At 63.0% G+C, this 17395-nt stretch carries 14 protein-coding genes; 9 read left to right on the plus strand and 5 right to left on the minus strand.

Annotated elements, in window-relative coordinates; all coding sequences use genetic code 11:
• Entirely contained in the window at positions 1–1578 is a 1578-nt protein-coding gene (locus tag WCJ41_RS10780) for a trimethylamine methyltransferase family protein (protein WP_336905861.1), read from the minus strand.
• 182 nt (positions 1579–1760) lie between these two features.
• On the opposite strand from WCJ41_RS10780, the gene gcvA reads away from it, so the two are divergent.
• The 5 genes from gcvA to WCJ41_RS10805 are packed head-to-tail and all read left to right on the plus strand — an operon-like array spanning position 1761 to position 7614.
• Complete coding sequence (gene gcvA / locus WCJ41_RS10785; RefSeq protein WP_336905862.1) at positions 1761–2687, plus strand: transcriptional regulator GcvA; 927 nt, start codon at positions 1761–1763, stop codon at positions 2685–2687.
• Between the two features lie 3 nt (positions 2688–2690).
• Positions 2691–4253 (plus strand): trimethylamine methyltransferase family protein, encoded by a 1563-nt coding sequence (locus WCJ41_RS10790; RefSeq protein WP_336905863.1) that lies wholly within the window; start codon positions 2691–2693, stop codon positions 4251–4253.
• Complete coding sequence (locus tag WCJ41_RS10795; protein ID WP_336905864.1) at positions 4253–5164, plus strand: carbohydrate kinase family protein; 912 nt, start codon at positions 4253–4255, stop codon at positions 5162–5164. Before WCJ41_RS10790 ends, WCJ41_RS10795 begins: the two co-directional genes overlap by 1 nt.
• 9 nt (positions 5165–5173) lie before the next feature.
• A complete protein-coding gene (locus WCJ41_RS10800; protein WP_336905865.1) occupies positions 5174–6094 on the plus strand; it encodes a pseudouridine-5'-phosphate glycosidase in 921 nt (306 codons plus the stop codon).
• Positions 6091–7614, plus strand: coding sequence for a trimethylamine methyltransferase family protein (locus WCJ41_RS10805; protein ID WP_336905866.1), 1524 nt, complete (start codon positions 6091–6093; stop codon positions 7612–7614). The genes WCJ41_RS10800 and WCJ41_RS10805 overlap by 4 nt, the downstream gene beginning before the upstream one ends.
• On the opposite strand, the gene WCJ41_RS10810 is transcribed toward WCJ41_RS10805, so the two are convergent.
• On the minus strand, positions 7611–7892 hold the full coding sequence (locus WCJ41_RS10810; RefSeq protein ID WP_336905867.1) for a hypothetical protein: 282 nt from the start codon (positions 7890–7892) through the stop codon (positions 7611–7613). The genes WCJ41_RS10805 and WCJ41_RS10810 overlap by 4 nt on opposite strands.
• A 158-nt stretch (positions 7893–8050) precedes the next feature.
• Between WCJ41_RS10810 and WCJ41_RS10815 the strand changes: the two genes are divergently transcribed.
• Entirely contained in the window at positions 8051–8509 is a 459-nt protein-coding gene (locus WCJ41_RS10815; protein ID WP_336905874.1) for a DNA polymerase III subunit chi, read from the plus strand.
• A gap of 3 nt (positions 8510–8512) precedes the next feature.
• Here WCJ41_RS10815 and WCJ41_RS10820 read toward each other — a convergent pair whose 3' ends face one another.
• Entirely contained in the window at positions 8513–10360 is a 1848-nt protein-coding gene (locus tag WCJ41_RS10820; RefSeq protein WP_336905868.1) for an ABC-F family ATP-binding cassette domain-containing protein, read from the minus strand.
• Between the two features lie 126 nt (positions 10361–10486).
• Between WCJ41_RS10820 and WCJ41_RS10825 the strand changes: the two genes are divergently transcribed.
• Positions 10487–13216: a phosphoenolpyruvate carboxylase gene (locus WCJ41_RS10825; protein ID WP_336905869.1), complete on the plus strand. Its 2730-nt coding sequence runs from the start codon at positions 10487–10489 to the stop codon at positions 13214–13216.
• Here the strand turns inward: WCJ41_RS10825 and WCJ41_RS10830 are convergent, their stop codons facing one another.
• Together WCJ41_RS10830 and WCJ41_RS10835 are read right to left on the minus strand one after the other, a co-directional pair.
• The gene (locus WCJ41_RS10830) at positions 13217–13942 is read right to left on the minus strand and encodes a rhodanese-related sulfurtransferase (protein ID WP_336905870.1); all 726 of its coding nucleotides are present in this window, start codon (positions 13940–13942) and stop codon (positions 13217–13219) included. It lies immediately after the preceding gene.
• Entirely contained in the window at positions 13939–15216 is a 1278-nt protein-coding gene (locus tag WCJ41_RS10835; protein ID WP_336905871.1) for an Hsp70 family protein, read from the minus strand. The genes WCJ41_RS10830 and WCJ41_RS10835 overlap by 4 nt, the downstream gene beginning before the upstream one ends.
• Positions 15217–15357: 141 nt before the next feature.
• Here WCJ41_RS10835 and WCJ41_RS10840 point away from each other — a divergent pair, with 141 nt between their 5' ends.
• Both WCJ41_RS10840 and WCJ41_RS10845 read left to right on the plus strand, forming a co-directional pair.
• Positions 15358–16200 (plus strand): ABC transporter substrate-binding protein, encoded by an 843-nt coding sequence (locus tag WCJ41_RS10840; protein ID WP_336905872.1) that lies wholly within the window; start codon positions 15358–15360, stop codon positions 16198–16200.
• A 100-nt stretch (positions 16201–16300) separates the two neighbouring features.
• The coding region (locus WCJ41_RS10845) for an amino acid ABC transporter permease (RefSeq protein ID WP_336905873.1) at positions 16301–17395 on the plus strand (1095 nt) is incomplete at its 3' end.

Raw genomic sequence — 17395 nt, forward strand, 5'->3', positions numbered from 1 at the left:
TTACGCCCAGCGCGGGTCGCCCGGTTCCATCACGCTGCGCGGCAGCTTGATGTCGTGCTTGGCGCGGATCTGCTCGTCGATGTGGCGCGGGATGTATTCCGGATAGTAGGTCGAGAGGATCTCGCGCTTCCGGGCGGCCGCACGCTCGACGATGTCGGGCTTGCCGGCCTCGTTCCATTCCTTGGGGCTCATGCGGTTGGAGACGGAAGGGTAGACATAGTCCTTCTGCATGAGCTGCAGCGTCTGCTCGTTGCCGAGGTAGTGGCCGGGACCTTCGATGCAGACATTGGCGATGACCTCGAGCGACAGCGTGTCCTCGTTCACCTCGATGCCGCGGACGTTGCGGTTGATGGAGCCCAGCATGTCGTTGTCGATCAGCAGGCTCTCGAGGCAGAAGCCCAGCAGCGAGGCGTGCATGCCAGCTGACTCGTAAAGCATGTTGATGCCAGTCATCGCCGAGATGCCGGCGGTGACGCCCTTTTCGTAGCCCGCCTGCATGTCCGGCAGCTTCGAGTCGCACATGCCGGCGGCGGAGCCGACGGTGAGATTGTAGAAGTGGCCCATCTGGGCGCAGCCCGAGGTGATGAGCGCCTGCTCGCCCGAACCGCCCGACATGGCACCGGTGCGGAGGTCAGACACGAAGGGCCACGGACCCCAGATGGCGATGGCGCCGGGAACGATGGCGTTGATATAGACGAGGCCGGCGAGGCATTCCGACACGGCCTGCACGATGGTGCCGGCAAGCGCTGCGGGCGAGGTGGCGCCCGCCTGTGCGGCCGACAGCAGCAGCACCGGCATGCCGCCGCGGGCTGCCACTTCAAGGCAGCGGCAGGCGTCTTCTGCAAACTTCATGGGCGGCACAACGAAGCAGTTTGACTGCGACACGAAGGGGCGCTCGCGCCACTTGTCCTCGCCGCCGGCCAGCACGTGGAGGATCTGCAGGCATTCCTCGACATGGCCCGGTTCCACCATGGAGGTGCCGACGTGCTTTTCGGTGCCGGCGAGGCAGGCGTACATGGTGTTGATGTCGAGGTCGTGGCCGGTGATCATGTCACGCGCGGTCACCGGGCGTTGGTAGAAGTGGATGTGCTCGCAATTGTCGACGATGCGGCCGGCGTCATAGAGATCGACGAGGAGCGATTCGCGGTAGCTGCGGGTTTCCGGCTCGACGATGTGGACCGCGGCACCGGCGGTGCCGAAATAGACCTTGTTGCCCGAGGGCTGCATGTCATGCTTCGGGTCACGCGCGTGCAGCACGAAGTTGCGCGCGCAGGAGGCCAGCGTGTCCTCGACGAGGGCGCGCGGGATGCACAACCGGCCATGCTCGTTGATCCAGCAGCCCTTGGCCGTCATGGCTTCGACGCAGGTCGGGATGGCCTGGGCGAGGCCCACGGTTTCGAGCAGCTTCAGCGCAGTCTCGTGGATGCGCTGCATCTCATGGTCGGTCAGCGGCTTGTACTGGCCGCCCTCCATACCGGGGCGCACGGCGGCATCCGCCATGGGAATGGGGCGCGAACGCATTGCCTTGCGGGCTTCACGGCCACCGCGGCGGCGGGAAAGATCTTCGACAGCACTCATGGATCAATACTCCTGATATGGACTCTATATCCACCGGTTCGATGTGGAGATTCAATGGCCTATCTTTTTCCAGGCAGCGTCAGTTTTTTTCACCCTTGGACAGGCGGTTTTCCACCCCTTGGCCCCTAACGCCCTGAATTCCATGGTGATACAAGTGGGCTCCAGACCAGTGGTGAGGAATCTTGGCCAGACGCGACCTGCCCCCTTTACGTGCACTGACCGCCTTCGAGGCGGCGGCCCGGCTGGGCAGTTTCCGGCTGGCCGCCAGCGAACTGGGCATTACCCGCTCGGCGGTGAGCCACCAGGTGAAGTCGTTGGAGCAGCGCCTCGGCGTGCAATTGTTCCGGCGCGATGCGCGGCGCGCCGAACTGACCCAGGCGGGCCACACCTATTTCCCGCCGGTGCGCGAGGCCTTCGACATGATCGAGGCGCAGACCCGCGCACTCAAGCCTTCGGCGTCCGATAACGAGCTGACCTTGCAGGTCTATGTGACGGTGGCGCTCAAGTGGCTGATCCCGCGGCTGCATGACTTCGAGAAGCGCTACCCGGACATGAAGGTCAGGTTGTCGACCTCCTATTTCGACTGGGACTTCGACGAGAAGAATGTCGACGTGGGGCTGATCCTCGCCCGCAACCGGACGCCTGACCACTATTACCGCACGCTGTTCAACTCGCTGCTCACGCCGATCTGCTCGCCGGACCTGCTCAAGGGCCCCAATGCGCTGAAGACGCCAGACGACCTGAAGAAGCACAAGCTTCTCTATGTCTACACGGCTGAGGAAGACTGGCATCTGTGGCTTGAAGAGGCAGGTGTTGACGGCATCAAGCTTTCCGACCGGCTGGCCTTCGACAGCTACATCCTGGCGCAGGAGGCGGCTATCGAGGGGCGCGGCGTTGCCATGACCATCGGCCCCTTCGCCACCGAGGAAATCAAGGCGGGGCGGCTGGTGCAACCCTTCGACCTCAAGGTTCCGCACCGGCACAACTGGCTCTTCGCCTGCAATGCCGAGCACCGCATGAAGCCCAAGATCAAGCGCTTCGAGGACTGGCTGGTGAAGCAGATCGCTGCAGACCCTGCACTTGAAGCCTATCGCGAAAAAGGAAAGTAAGCCGTGACAAACACCGATTCCGACACCACCCGCCGCAGCCGACGCGAAGGTGGGGGCCGCCGGGCAGCGGGCAGCGATGGACGCAACCCGGTGCCGCAATTGCCACGCCGCAAGCTGAAGCGCCTGTTCCCGGCGACGGAGATCGTCTCGGCCGACGAACTCGAATCGATCCATCTCGCCTCACTGAAGGTGCTATCCGAAATCGGCATGGACTTCACCCTGCCGGAAGCGCGCGACATGCTGAAGAAGGCGGGCGCCAGCGTCGACGGCGAGCGCGTGCGTTTCGACCCGGCGATGATCGAGGAGCTGATTTCCAGCGCGCCTTCGGAATTCAACTTCCATGCGCGCAATCCGGCCAATGACCAGCGCATCGGCGGCAATTCCATCACCTTCGGCACGGTTGCGAGCCCGCCCAACGCCTCCGACATGGACGGCGGCCGCCGCACCGGCAACTACCATGACTACAAGAATTTCCTACGGCTTGGGCAGTACTTCAACTGCATCGGCTTCATCTCTGGCTATCCGGTGGAGCCCATCGACATCCACGCCTCGATCCGCCACCTCGAGGCGCTGCGCGACATGGTGCTGCTGACCGACAAGCCGTTCCATGCCTATTCACTGGGCCGCGAGCGCATCCGCGACGGTATTGAGATCGCCCGCATCGGCCGTGGCATCAGCCAGGAGCAGCTGGAGCGGGAACCATCGCTGTTCACGATCATCAACACCAACTCGCCGCTGAAGCTCGATACGCCGATGCTGCAGGGCATTCTCGAAATGTCGTCGCGGAACCAGATCGTCTGCGTGACACCCTTCACGCTGGCGGGTGCCATGGCGCCCGTCACGATGGCGGGCGCTTTGGTGGAACAGAATGCCGAGGCGCTGGCGGGCATCGCCTTCACGCAGTTGGTGCGCAAGGGTGCCCCCGTGATCTATGGCGGCTTCACCTCCAACGTCGACATGAAATCGGGCGCACCCGCCTTCGGAACGCCGGAATACATGAAGGCAACAATCGTCGGTGGCCAACTCGCGCGGCGCTACAAGATTCCGTTCCGCACGTCGAACACCTGTGCGGCCAACACGATGGATGCACAGGCCGCCTATGAGAGCGTGTTCTCGCTGTGGGGCCTCACCATGGGCGGCGGCAACCTGATCATGCATGGCGCAGGCTGGCTCGAAGGCGGTCTCGTGGCGAGCTTCGAGAAGTTCGTGCTCGACTGCGACCTGATCCAGATGGTGAGCGAGTTCATGCAGCCACTGGAGACGACCGAGGATGCCTTGGGCGTCGAGGCCATCCGCGAGGTGGGGCCTGGCGGCCACTTCTTCGGCGCGCAGCACACGCTGGCCCGCTACACCAACGCCTTCTATTCGCCGATCATCTCCGACTGGCGCAACAACCAGCAGTGGCTCGCTGCGGGCAAGCCGGAAGCCTGGCAGAGGGCCAATGCAGTGTGGAAGCAGGCGCTGGCGGACTATCAGGAACCCGCCATCGATCCCGCGATCAGGGACGAACTCAACGCCTTCGTCGAGAAGCGCAAGTCTGAGGGTGGTGCGCCCACAGATTTCTGATGCCGCGCGTCGTCGTCATCGGCGGAGCGAATGTCGACATCAAGGGTCACGCACGCGGCGCATATGTGGCTGGAACGTCGAACCCCGGGGAAGTGGTGGTCGCAGCGGGCGGCGTGGGCCGGAACATCGCAGAGAATCTGGCGCGGTTGGGACTTTCCGTCTCACTGATCACCGCGCTGGGTGAGGATGCCAACGCACGGATGCTGCGCCAGGCCTGTGCGGAGGTGGGTGTCGACCTCGCGATGGCACTTACTGCCGGTGCACCAACCGGTTCCTACCTCGCCGTGCTGGACGAGACGGGTGAGCTCGTGAGTGCCATCAACGACATGCGCGCCATGGATGCGCTGACGCCTGAGCATTTGAAACGTTGGGCAACGCAGCTTGGCGAGGCTGACATGCTGGTCGCCGATTGCAATCTCTCCGAGGTTTGCCTCGCATGGCTCTGCCGATTTGCCGCGGAACGTGAGCTGCGGCTGCTGATCGAACCGGTGTCGGTGTCGAAGGCGCGGAAGCTCCTGTCCTTCGAAAGGCCTTCACCCGTCTTTGCGATCACGCCCAACCTGCAGCAACTCGCGGCATTGACGGACACGGACGGACCGGAGGCTCTTGCGCGGCTACATGATTTGGGTTTTTTCAATATCGTGCTGCACCGGGGCGGCGCGGGCGCGATCGTATCCGATGGCAAGCATCTATTGCAGGTCGAACCTGTGCCCGTTCCTTCAATTGCGGATGTGACAGGTGCGGGCGATGCGGCGGTTGCAGGTCTCGTCTGCGGGCTACTTGATGGAAGAAGTCTCGCCGAGGCGACGCGGCTTGGGCAGTGTGTCGCCGCGATCAAGCTTTCCTCCGCACAGTCGGTGGCGTCCGGCCTCAGCCGTGATAGTCTTCTGCAACTTGCGAGGATCCCTTAAGGAGTTCACGTGGCCTATCCGTTGTCCTTCACTGACGAGGTACGGCGCGCCCTTGAAGAGCGCCGCCCTGTGGTGGCGTTCGAATCCACCATCATCGCCCATGGCATGCCTTATCCGCAGAATGTGGAGACGGCACGTGCGGTTGAGGAGATTGTTCGGGTGGGCGGTGCTGTTCCCGCCACCATTGCCATCATCGGCGGCGTGCTGAAGGTGGGGCTCACGCCTAAGGAGCTTGACCGGTTCGGGCGCGAGGGGCGTTCCATTGCCAAGGTTTCGGTGAGGGACCTCCCCTTCATCGTGGCCCAACAACTCGATGGTGCGACGACGGTTGCTTCCACCATGCGCATTGCCGCGATGGCGGGCATTCATGTCTTCGCCACCGGCGGAATTGGTGGCGTTCATCGCGGGGCCGAGAAGACCTTCGACATCTCCGCCGACATGACGGAATTCGCAGCGAGCGATGTTGCCGTCGTGACGGCGGGCGCAAAGGCCATCCTCGACCTGGCTCTGACGCTCGAGACGCTTGAGACGCTGGGCGTGCCGGTGGTCGGGTTGGGCACCAGCGAGTTTCCTGCCTTTTATTCCCGCCAGAGTGGCCATGCCGTGCCGATGAGCTGCGCCACGCCGGCGGAGGTTGCGGGCGTGATGCGCGCCAAGTGGGCGATGGGGTTGAAGGGTGGTGTGGTTGTTGCCAATCCAATCCCTGAGGAGGCGGAAATCCCGGCTGAGGAAATCGCACCCGTCATCGATGCCGCGGTGAAGAAGGCCGAGGCTCAGGGCATCATGGGCAAGGAGACCACACCCTTCCTGTTGGCCGAGATTGCGGGCGTGACGGCGGGCCGATCTCTTGCCGCCAATATTGCCCTCGTGAAACATAATGCGGAAGTTGCGGCAGCAATCGCCGTGGCCTTTGCAGAGCACGTTTCATGAATGTCCAGCGCCGTGGCCGCCGCGCCGACGCCGCCCACACGCCGATCCAGCAGCTGCCATGGAAGCAGCCGCAGCACCCGATGGATTATGCGCGGGTGGTGTCCGATGACCAGGTGGAGGCCATCCATCGTCAGTCGCTGAAGGTTCTCGAGGTGATCGGCATGGACGTGCTGCTGCCCGAGGCGCGCGACATCCTGCGGAAGGCCGGCGCGCTGGTGGATGGCGAGCGAGTGCGCATCGGGCGCGACATCGTCGAGGCGGCGATGAAGACGCCTCCTGCCGAATTCACCTTCCATGCGCGGAACCCCGGGCACAGCATCCGGGTGGGTAGCAAGTGGATCGCCTTTGCACCAGTGGGTGGGCCTCCCAACTGTTCCGATCTCGACAAGGGACGCCGACCTGGCACGCTGGAGGATGCAGGCAATTTCGTGAAACTGGCGCAGTTCTTCAACACGGTGCACACGGCGGGCGGCGCGTGTGTCGATGCGCTCGACGTCCATGCATCCATCCGGCATCTGCACATCACGCGCAACAAGATGGTCTATTCCGACAAGGTTCCCTTCATCTACGCGACGGGCCGGGCGCGGCTGTTCGATGGACTGGAGATCATCCGTCTGGCGCGCGGCATCAGCCATGAGCAGCTGCTGCAGGAGCCTTCGACCTACACTGTCATCAACACCAACTCGCCACTCAAGCTCGACGTGCCCATGGCCATGGGCATCATCGAGATGGCGAAGCTGAACCAGATCGTGGTGGTCACCCCCTTCACGCTGCTGGGCGCCATGGCGCCGGTGTCGCTGGCCGGTGGCATGGTGCAGCAGAATGCCGAGGCGCTGGCATGCCTGGCATTGTCACAGCTGGTGAGGCCGGGGGCGCCCTTCGTCTATGGCGGGTTCACGTCAAACGTCGACATGAAGTCGGGTGCACCTGCCTTCGGGACGCCCGAATACATGAAGGCCTGCATCATCGGTGGGCAGTTGGCCCGGCGCTACAGCTTGCCTTATCGCACCTCCAGCACCAATGCCGCGAACAGTGTCGATGCCCAGGCGGCCTATGAGACGGCGTTCTCGCTGTGGGGCGCCATCATGGGCGGTGGCAACATCATCCAGCATGCGGCAGGGTGGATGGAGGGTGGTCTCGTCGCCTCCTACGAAAAGTTCGCGTTGGACGTAGACCTGCTGCAGATGATGCAGGAATTCCTGAAGCCCGTCGTGGTGGACGAAGCCGAGATGGCGCTCAAGGCCATGCAGGAGGTGGGGCCGGGCGGCCACTTCTTCGGCGCGCAGCACACGCTGGAGCGCTATTCGACCGCCTTCTACCAGCCGCTGATTTCCGACTGGCGGAATTTCCAGAGCTGGCAGGCTGCCGGCGCACCCACCGCCGATAAAAAAGCCAATGCGCTGTGGAAGCAGGCATTGGCCGAATATCGTCAACCCTATCTCGATCCGGCGGCGCTGGAGCAGATCGACGACTTCGTGGCCCGCCGGATCACCGAGGGCGGCGAGAAGACCGACTTCTAGCGCGAATAGACCAGGCGAAGGCGTGGCAGGGCCGGTTCCTCGCCTTCCGCAACGCTGTTCATGGCAAGCTCGTAGGACAGGCGCAGGGCATTGCCCTGCTGGTCCGGCGGCAGGGTAGCGAGGAAACCGCCCAGAGCCGTCTCCAGCGCCTTGGCGAAGTCCCGGTGCCCTGCCTGCGAGGCCTCATCCGCCACCATGGCGACGAGGCAGTAAAGGCTAGCGGTCGTAGGGGCGTCAGTGAGGGGAAGGGTCCGCTCGTCACGCTCAGTCAGTCTCACGTGTATCTCCGCTGCTGCCGAATCGGCTATGTTGCGTCTGGTTGTAGAATTCTCCGGAGTTTGCAGAAGCTGCAATATAGTAACATTGCCAGCATGGCCCCCTGGAAGGAGCCGGAAGCGGGCTTGACCGGGGGCGGGAGCGTTGCTCAATGGGGCCTATGACACCGGTTTTCTTCTATCACCTTGAGCGGCAGCCGCTGGATAGCGTGCTGCCGAAACTGCTTGCCATGAGCCTTGAGCGCGGCTGGCGGGTGGTGGTGCAGGCCGGAAGTGAAGAACGGAGCGAGGCACTCGCTGCACAGTTGTGGAGTTTTGACGACGAGAGCTTCCTGCCACATGGCACCAAGGCCGATGGCTTGCCAGACCTTCAGCCGGTGTGGCTGACAGCCGAGGATGAAAACCCCAACAACGCCAATATCCGTTTCTACGTCGACGGTGCGGAGGTGGGAGAGATCGGTGGTCTGACCCGCGCCGTCATCATGTTCGATGGCAATGACCAGCAGGCGGTCGAGGCGGCGCGTGCTGGCTGGAAACGCTTCAAGGCGGCAGGCCACGAAGTGAGCTATTGGCAACAGGATGAGCAGGGCCGCTGGCAGAACCGCGCTGCCGGCACGTGACGCTCAGCCCATCTGGGCTTCGAGCCACTGATTCTCGAGATCTTCGAGTTCGGCGGCGAGTTTGGTGCGCAGCTTGCCGAAATCCGCGGCCTTCTTCGGTTCCCGCGCGAAGATTTCATGGTCGCCCAGGGCCTTGTCGAGAATGTCGATCTTGCCGCGCAGGTCATCCATCTTGCGGTCGAGCTTGTCGGCCACCTTCTGGACGGGTGCGGCAACGGGCTTCGGCGCTGCGCGTTGTTCCGGCTGGGCGGCCTTCACGGAGCGGCTGGCGCGGCGGTTCTGGCGCGAACGCTCAAGGACGAGGCGGGTGTAGTCGTCCATGTCGCCATCGAAGCGCGTCACCGTGCCATCGTTGACGAGCCAGAGCTCGTCAACACAAGTTTCGATGATGTGGCGATCATGGCTGATGAGTATGACGGCGCCCTCATAGTCGTTGATCGCCATGATCAGCGCCTCGCGACTGTCGACGTCGAGATGGTTCGTCGGCTCGTCGAGCACCAGGATGTGGGGCGCGTGGAAGGCGGCAAGCGCGAAGAGCAGCCGCGCCTTTTCGCCGCCGGACAGGGTTTCGCAGCGCGAATCCGCGAGTTGTGCGCCGAAGCCATAGGCGCCGAGCTTGGCGCGGCGTTTTGACTCAGGCTGGTCCGGCATCAACTCGGCAAAATAGGAATAGGGCGTGCGCTCGGGCGAGACTTCGTCCAGCTGGTGCTGGGCGAAATAACCGACCGTCAGCCGGGCGGGGGCCTTCATCTCGCCCGCCATGGCCTCGAGCTTGCCGCACAGCAGCTTGGCGAAGGTCGACTTGCCGTTGCCGTTGGACCCCAGCAGCGCCACGCGGTCATCGGGGTCGAGCCGCAGCGTGATGTTGCGCAGCACCGGCTTGTTCTCGGCATAGCCGACGCTGACCTTGTCCCACTTCACCAATGGCGGGGCGATGGCCTTCTCGGGATTGGGAAAGAAAAACGGCGCGACCCGGTCCTCCACGAGTTCGGCGATGGGCTCGAGCTTCGAGAGCGCCTTCAGACGGCTTTGCGCCTGTCGTGCCTTCGAGGCCTTGTAGCGAAAGCGCTCGACGAAGGCCATCATGTGGTCGCGCTGCTCTTCCTGTTTCTTGCGCAGCTTGACGGTGAGCGCCTGGCTTTCGCGTCGCTGGCGCTCGAAGCTGTCGTAATTGCCCTGATAGAGCGTGAGCTTGCCGCGATCGAGATGCAGGATGTAGCTCACCGCCTCGTTCAGCAGGTCGCGGTCGTGACTGATCAGCACAATGGTGTGCGGATAGTCGCGAATGAAGCTCTTGAGCCAGATCGAGCCTTCGAGGTCGAGGTAGTTGGTGGGCTCGTCGAGCAACAGCACGTCGGGCTTGGCGAACAGCGCCGCCGCCAGCGCCACGCGCATGCGCCAGCCGCCGGAGAGTGCAGAGCAGGGCCCTTGCTGCTGCTCCTCGGTGAAGCCGAGCCCGGTGAGCAGGATGGCGGCGCGGGCCTCCGCGCTGTGGGCGTCGATGTCGGCCAGCCGGATCTGGATCTCGGCGATGCGGTGGGGGTCAGTGGCGGTCTCCGCCTCGGCGGTCAGCGCCATGAGTTCCGTGTCGCCGGCCATGACTGTTTCGAGCAAGCTCTCGGGCCCCCCCGGCGCTTCCTGCGCTACGGTGCCGATACGCGCATTGCGCGGCAACGTGACAGAGCCGCTCTCCAGCGGGATTTCTCCCAGGATCAGGCGGAACAGGGTGGACTTGCCGACGCCATTGCGCCCGACAATGCCGACCTTGTGGCCTTCCGGCACTGCGACGGAGGCATCTTCAAGCAGCAGGCGGCCGCCGATTCTGTAGGTTAAGCCGTTGATGTGGAGCATGGCGGGGGCCTTGTAGCTTGGCCGGGCGCAACTGTCATGTACCTATGGCCAAGGCCCCCGAATGCCATTGACTCTTTTCGTGCTGCACCGCACAAGTTTTGAGGTGAACTGAGGAGCGCACATCAGGTGTCGAACGTAGCATTTGCAAGGGCGGCCAGCACCGGTCCGGTGGACCATGTCTATCTGGATGAGGCCACGATGATGCTGCGGGACCTGCTGCGCCAGGTCATCCGGGTGCGCGAACCGCGCGTCCTCGCCATCATCAACGAGCCTGCAAATGCCCCCGCCCTTTCTTCCGAACTGATCGAACCTGCCCTGCAGGTCATCGGCATGTGGCTGCAGCTCCTCAACATCGCCGAGGAAAACGCGGCGATGCGCAACCGCCGCCAGATGGAAACCCGCAGCGGGCCAGATCAGGTGCCGGGGTCCTTCTCCCACGCCTTCGCCACGGTGGCCGCCGCCAATGTCTCGCCTGAGGACGTGCAGACAGCACTCGACACAATCGATGTGCAGCCCACCATCACCGCGCATCCGACGGAAGCCAAGCGCGTGACGGTGCTGGAAATCCACCGTCGCATCTACCTGAAGCTTTATGAGCTTGAGAGCCCGCGCTGGACGCCGCGCGAGCGCGTGCAGTTGCTGAAGTTGCTCAGGAACGAGATCGACCTCCTGTGGCTCACCGGCGAAATCCGCCTCGAGAAGCCGACGGTGGAGCAGGAAATCCTCTGGGGGCTGCACTTCTTCCGTGAAACCCTGTTCGACCGCACGGTGAGCCTGTGCGATCTGCTCGAGGCCGCTCTTCAGCGTCACTATCCGGAAACACCACACCGGGTGCGCCCGCCCCTGCGCTATTCCTCGTGGATCGGTGGCGACCGCGACGGCAACCCATTTGTCACCGTCGACGTGACCCGCTATGCGCTTGCAGAAAACCGCAGCGCCATCGTGGCGCGGCTCGAGCAACGGCTGAACGATCTGGCACAGCTCGTTTCGCTCTCCGCTCAGGAAATCACCTTCCCGCAGGGCTTCCTCGATCGCGTGCAGACACAGGCGGAACTCTCCGGCGATGCCGAAACGATCGCCAGCCGCAACGCGCATGAGCCGTTTCGCCGCTTCTTCACCGCATTGAAGATTCGCCTCGGCAAGACCTTCTCGCATGAGCCAAAGGGCGCGGGCTTCCAGCCCATCGACACCGGCGAACTGATCGAGCAGCTCCATGCCGCCGAAGAGGCGCTGGCGCAGATGCAGTCTGTCTCGCTCGCCTCCACGCTGGTCCGCCCGGTGCGCTGGGAGGTGGAAACCTTCGGCTTCCGTTCGGTGAGCCTCGACATCCGTCAGAATACCACGGTCATCAACCGTGTCCTGAAGGAAATCTGGCGCAAACTGAACCCGCTCGAACCGGGCGAAGGCCCGGAAACCGGAAGCACCGAATGGCAGGCGTGGATCGAATCCGAACTGGCGAAACCACTCGGCTTCCTGCCGAAGTTTCGCGGTGTCTCGGATGAGGCGCGCGAGTTGCTGGGCCTTCTCGAACTGATCCGCGACACGATTGATGGCCCGGACCCGGATGCCATCGGCGCGTTCATCCTGTCGATGACACAGTCGGCAGCGGACGTGCTGGGCATCTATCTCCTCGCCAAGTTCACCGGACTGTTCGCTGACGAAACGGCGCGTGAAATCTGCCGCATCCGCGTGGTGCCCCTGTTCGAAACCATCGACGATCTGCGCGCCGCGCCCGAGATCATGACCGAGTTGCTCGCGCACCCTGTGGTCAAGACGTCGATTGCTGCGCATGGCGGCCGGCAGGAAGTGATGCTGGGCTATTCCGACTCCAACAAGGATGGCGGGTTCTTCTGTGCCAGCTTCGAACTCTTCGAGGCACAGCGGCGGCTGATCCGCATTGGTCGGGATGCGGGCGTGTCGATCAGCTTCTTTCACGGCCGTGGTGGTTCAGTAAGCCGCGGTGGCGCGCCCACTGGCCGCGCGATCGCCGCGCAGCCGGCCGGCACCATCAACGGCCACATGCGCGTCACCGAGCAGGGTGAGGTCGTCTCCTCCAAATTCGCTAACCGCGGCACGGCGCAGCACAATCTCGAGATCCTCGCCGCCTCCGTCTTCGTCCACACGTTGAAGTCCATTGATGAGCCGGAGCTCAAGGTGAACCCGGAGCATCAGAAGGCGGTGGAGTGGATTGCGCAGGCTTCCTTTCGCCACTACCGCAAGCTCGCCGAGGACAAGGGCCTGCTCGACTATTTCCATCAGGCCTCGCCGGTGGAAGAGCTGGCCAACCTGAAGCTTGGCTCGCGCCCAGCCCGCCGCTTCGGCGCCAAGGGCATCGGCGACCTGCGCGCCATACCCTGGGTTTTCGCGTGGAGCCAGAACCGCCACCTGCTCACCGGCTGGTATGGCCTGGGCTATGCCTTCGACGACTTCCTCGTACCGCGCGGTGGCGATGGCATGAAGCTGCTGCGCGATATGTTCATGCGCTCCCGCGGCTTCCGCCTTGCGGTGGATGAGGTGGAAAAGTCACTCTACCTCGCGGACATGAACGTGGCGGAACAATATGCCGAACTGGTCACCGACCGCACGTCCGCCGAGCGCCTCTTTGCACTGATCCGTCACGAGCATGACCGCACGGCGCGGACTATCCTTGAACTCACCGGCGAGACTCGCCTGTGTGAGCGCTTCGAAGGCCTGCAGCGCCGTTTTGAGCGCGTGCGCCCGATGGTCGATCAGGCCAACCGCTGGCAGGTGCAACTTCTCAAGGACACGCGCCGCGGCAAGGGTGACGAAAAACTGATGTTGCCGCTGCTGATGACGATGAATTGTGTGGCGGCCGGGCTCGGCTGGACGGGCTGATCAGCGCTTCGGCCTTTCGATCTCGAGCCCGTGGGCCAGGCCCTCGCGCTCATCGAAGACGAAGCAGGAGCCTTTCCAAAGGCTCTGCTCCTGCGGGATCACTTCGAGATATTTCAATATGCCGCCCTTGAGGTGATAGACTTTCTCGAACCCTTGCGCGCGGAGATAACTCGTCGCCTTCTCGCAGCGGATGCCGCCGGTGCAGAACATGGCAATGGGGCGGTCTTTCTTGTCCGCCAGTTCCCGCGCCACGTAGGCGGGGAATTCACCGAAGCTGGTGGTTCCGGGGTCTACAGCGTTCTGGAAGGTGCCGGCATCGAATTCGAAGCTGTTCCGGGTGTCGATCACGAGCACATCAGAGTCGGCGATCAGCGCGTTCCAGTCCTCCGGCTTCACGTAGGTGCCGACCACTTGCATGGGGTCGAGGCCCGGCACGCCCATGGTGACGATCTCCTTCTTCAGGCGCACCTTCATGCGCTTGAATGGCATCTCCTCCGCGTGTGACTCCTTGCTTTCAAGGCCGACGAAGCTCGGGATGGATCGGATGACATCCATCATCGTCGAAAGTTGTTCGGGCTCTCCGGCAATCGTGCCGTTGATGCCCTCCTGCGCAAGCAGGATCGTGCCGCGGATACCACGCGTCGTCGCGGCCCCCTGCAAGACTGGGCGCAGTTCGGTGAAGTCGGGCAGTGTCACGAACTTGTAGAAGGCACTGACAGCGATCATGCGGCCCAGGCCTCCATCTCGTTTGAACCTGCGATCAAGGCGAGACCCTTGGCGATGGAGAGCAGTTGCTCGCCCGTGTCGATCTTCTCGGTCGGGAAGCGGGCCTCGAACAGGCGCCGCACGGCCGGGACGAAGGAGGTGCCGCCCGTGAGGAAGACACGGTCGATGTCATTCGCGGCAAGCCCAGCCTTTGCAAGGGCTGCATCCGCCGTGGCGCCGATCTTCTCGAGATCCGGGGCGATCCAGCGTTCGAAGTTGCTCCGACTGATCTTGCCGGAAATGTCCACACCAGACAGCTTGAACCGGAAGGGAACGGACTCATGCTCCGTCAGCGCCGCCTTGGCGCGGGAGACCGTACGGTAGAGTTCATAGCTGACGCCACCCTCGATTAGGTCGACGAGGCTGAGGAGCTGGTCTTTCGAGGAACTGCTGCGGGCAAGCTCGCGCAATTCCCGCAGCACCTCGGGGCGCCGCATCAGGCAGAGTTCGTTCCATCGCGAGAAGCTGGCGAAGTAATGCTTCGGGACGGTCAGTTCCTTGCCCCAGCTCACATAGGTCGCCCGCTTGCCGAGGCGCGGCGAGACGACGTGATCGATGATGCGGAAATCGAAATTGTCGCCCGCAAGGCCAATGCCCGTATGAGCGAGAGCCTGTGCCGAGATGCCAGCCTTGCCCTTCTTGAACCGCAGCACCGAGAAATCGCTGGTACCGCCCCCGAGATCGGCGACAAGGATCACCGCATCGCGCGTTAAACGCTGCGCGTAGAAATATGCTGCCGCGACGGGCTCCAGGACATATGTCACATCTTCAAAGCCAAGACCCTTGAGGGCGTCAGCATAGCGGCGCTGCGCCAACGCATCGTCGGGATTCGTGCCAGCGAAAGTGACGGGCCTGCCGATTGCGAGGCGTTTCGGGTAGGCCACAAGGCCCGCATGTTCACGTAGCCTGGCGAGGTAGGTGTGCATGAGGTCTTCAAATCGGTAACGGCTGGTGAAGACGGCCGTGTCAGAGAACGACGCGCTGGCGGCGAAGGACTTGAATGACTGGAGAAAACGGGTCTCCTCCGGCATTTCAATGAAGTCGCTGATGGCCCACGGACCGACGTCGGCGAGAGGCTTTCCGCCTTGCACCGGATTGCGCCTGAAAGACAGTGTGGTGCGCAGCGCATCGAGCGTTTCGGCCGCGTGAGCGAAAACCTGTACTTCCGCCAGACTTCCGTTGGGGAAGGCAACCACTGTGTTCGTCGTGCCGAAGTCAATCCCGACGGCGTGCATGAATGTTTCCGCAAAAGAAAAATTATGTGGCGAGGCATTACTTTGGTTTGCGCAGCCTGTCTTTCACAAAACACCTTCGCACTTGCCCTAGCGGACGAATTTTAGTCTATTCGGTTGTCCAAGCACAGGGAGCTTACAAAAATGACGATTTCGAAACGCGTGCTGCTCGCGGCTACGGCACTTCTGGCCTTCAGCCTTCCGGCGTCTGCCGCCAACATGATTGGCAATTGCGAAGTGGCGGGCGAAAAGGGGTCGATCCCCATCGCCAACCCGGCCAAGGCCGGTCAGCTTACCGTCGAAGTGTCTCTGCCCGCCCCCATCTGGTGGAACGGTGATACGCCGGAGGCCATCAAGGATGGCATGGAATATTGCATGGCGGCCGAGATCGCCTGGCGCGCCGGCTATGACAAGCTTGAGGTGGTGAACGTCGGCTGGGACGCGCTGATCGCCGGCCAGACCGCAGACTTCGATCTCGCCATGTCGGAAATCTCCATCACCGACGAGCGCAAGAAGATCCATGACTTCTCGGTCCCCTATTTCAGCTCCGACATCGGCGTGTTGGTGCGCAAGGATGCGCCGGTCGATGAGAAGACGATCAAGTCTGCCAAGATTGGCGTGCAGCAGGCGACGACGGGCGCGGCCTTCGTTCAGGACAAGCTCGGCATCACCGATGTCCAGGTCTATCCGGACCAGGGCGACATGTTCGCCGCCCTGCGCGCCGGCCAGACCGACGTGGCCGTGACCGACACGTCGATCGTGCTCGCCGAAGTCGTCGCCAACCCGGACAAGGTGGACGTCATCGGCCAGTACAAGACAGGCGAATCCTATGGCGCCATTTATCCGAAGGGCAATGCCAACAACCCGACCATCGACAAGATCATGCAGTCGATGATCGACGACGGCACGATCAAGAAGCTGGGTGCCAAGTATCTGGCGGCCGCCTGGGGCAAGGACCCGGCCTCCGTTCCCTACTTCAACCCCTGAGGTCACTGCCCCCGCCGCCTGAAAGTGGCGGGGGCATTCCCATTCCCAAGTGAAAAAACACACTCCTCCTCCGCTGCCACAGCGCGCCGATGGCCTTGCCTTGGCGTCGCTTTTGTTCGCTGCGCTATGTACGCTCGCCGCCTATGGCGCGACCAGGCTCGTCCGGTCTTCGCTCGACTATCTCGGCGTGGACACGAGCATCTGGCAGGTGATCTTCTGGATCTCCATTGCAGCAACTGCGCTGCTTTTCATCCCGGCCATCCGCTCCTTTGGCGAGTCGCGGAAAGCTGCTTCGGCACTCGCCGCGGGTGACATCGTCGAAGCCCGCATACAGACGGCGGCGTCTCGCGAAAATGGCTGGGTCACCTTCGGCTGGGGCGCCTTCGCGCTGATTGCCCTCGGCTTTGCCGTGTTCGTGATGATGAACGACGTGGCGGTGGGCAAGACCTTCTTCTACTTGCCGCTGATGCAGCAGAAGTGGTGGCTGGTCACCAAGCAGTTCTTCCTGACCAACATTTTCATCTTTGTGGTGGCGGAAGTCCTCGTGCTGGTGTGGGGCCTGATCGTGGCGCTGGCGCGACTGATGCCCGGCAAGGCCGGCCAGCCCATCCGCGCCCTCGCCATTCTCTACTGTGACATCTTCCGCGGCCTTCCCGCCGTGGTGACGCTGTACCTGATCGGCTTCGGCATCCCGACGTCCGGGCTGCCAGAAATGATCGTGCCACATATCGTGGGCTGGTTCGTCGACATGTCTTCGATGACGGTGGCCGAGCAGCGCACGCTCACCCGCATCCCCGTCATCTGGTGGTGCATTCTCGCGCTGACGCTGACCTATGGCGCCTATGTGGCCGAGGTCTACCGCTCGGGCATCGAGTCGATCCACTGGAGCCAGGTCTCGGCGGCGCGCTCGCTGGGCCTGTCCTACATGCAGACCATGCGGTTCGTGATCGTGCCGCAGGCCGTGCGTCGCATCATCGCCCCGCTGCTCAACGACTTTATCGGGTTGCAGAAGGATACGGCCCTCGTTCAGGTGGTTGGCGTCATCGACGCCTTCAACCAGTCGCGCATCATTGCGGCCAATGCCTTCAATCTTTCGGCCGTCACCGTGGTCGCCATCCTCTTCGTCATCATCACCATTCCGCAGGCCCGCTTCGTCGACAAGATGATCGAGCGTGACAATGCCCGCATGCGGGCA

Source organism: Aestuariivirga sp., from assembly GCF_037139295.1.
Taxonomy (GTDB): domain Bacteria; phylum Pseudomonadota; class Alphaproteobacteria; order Rhizobiales; family Aestuariivirgaceae; genus Aestuariivirga.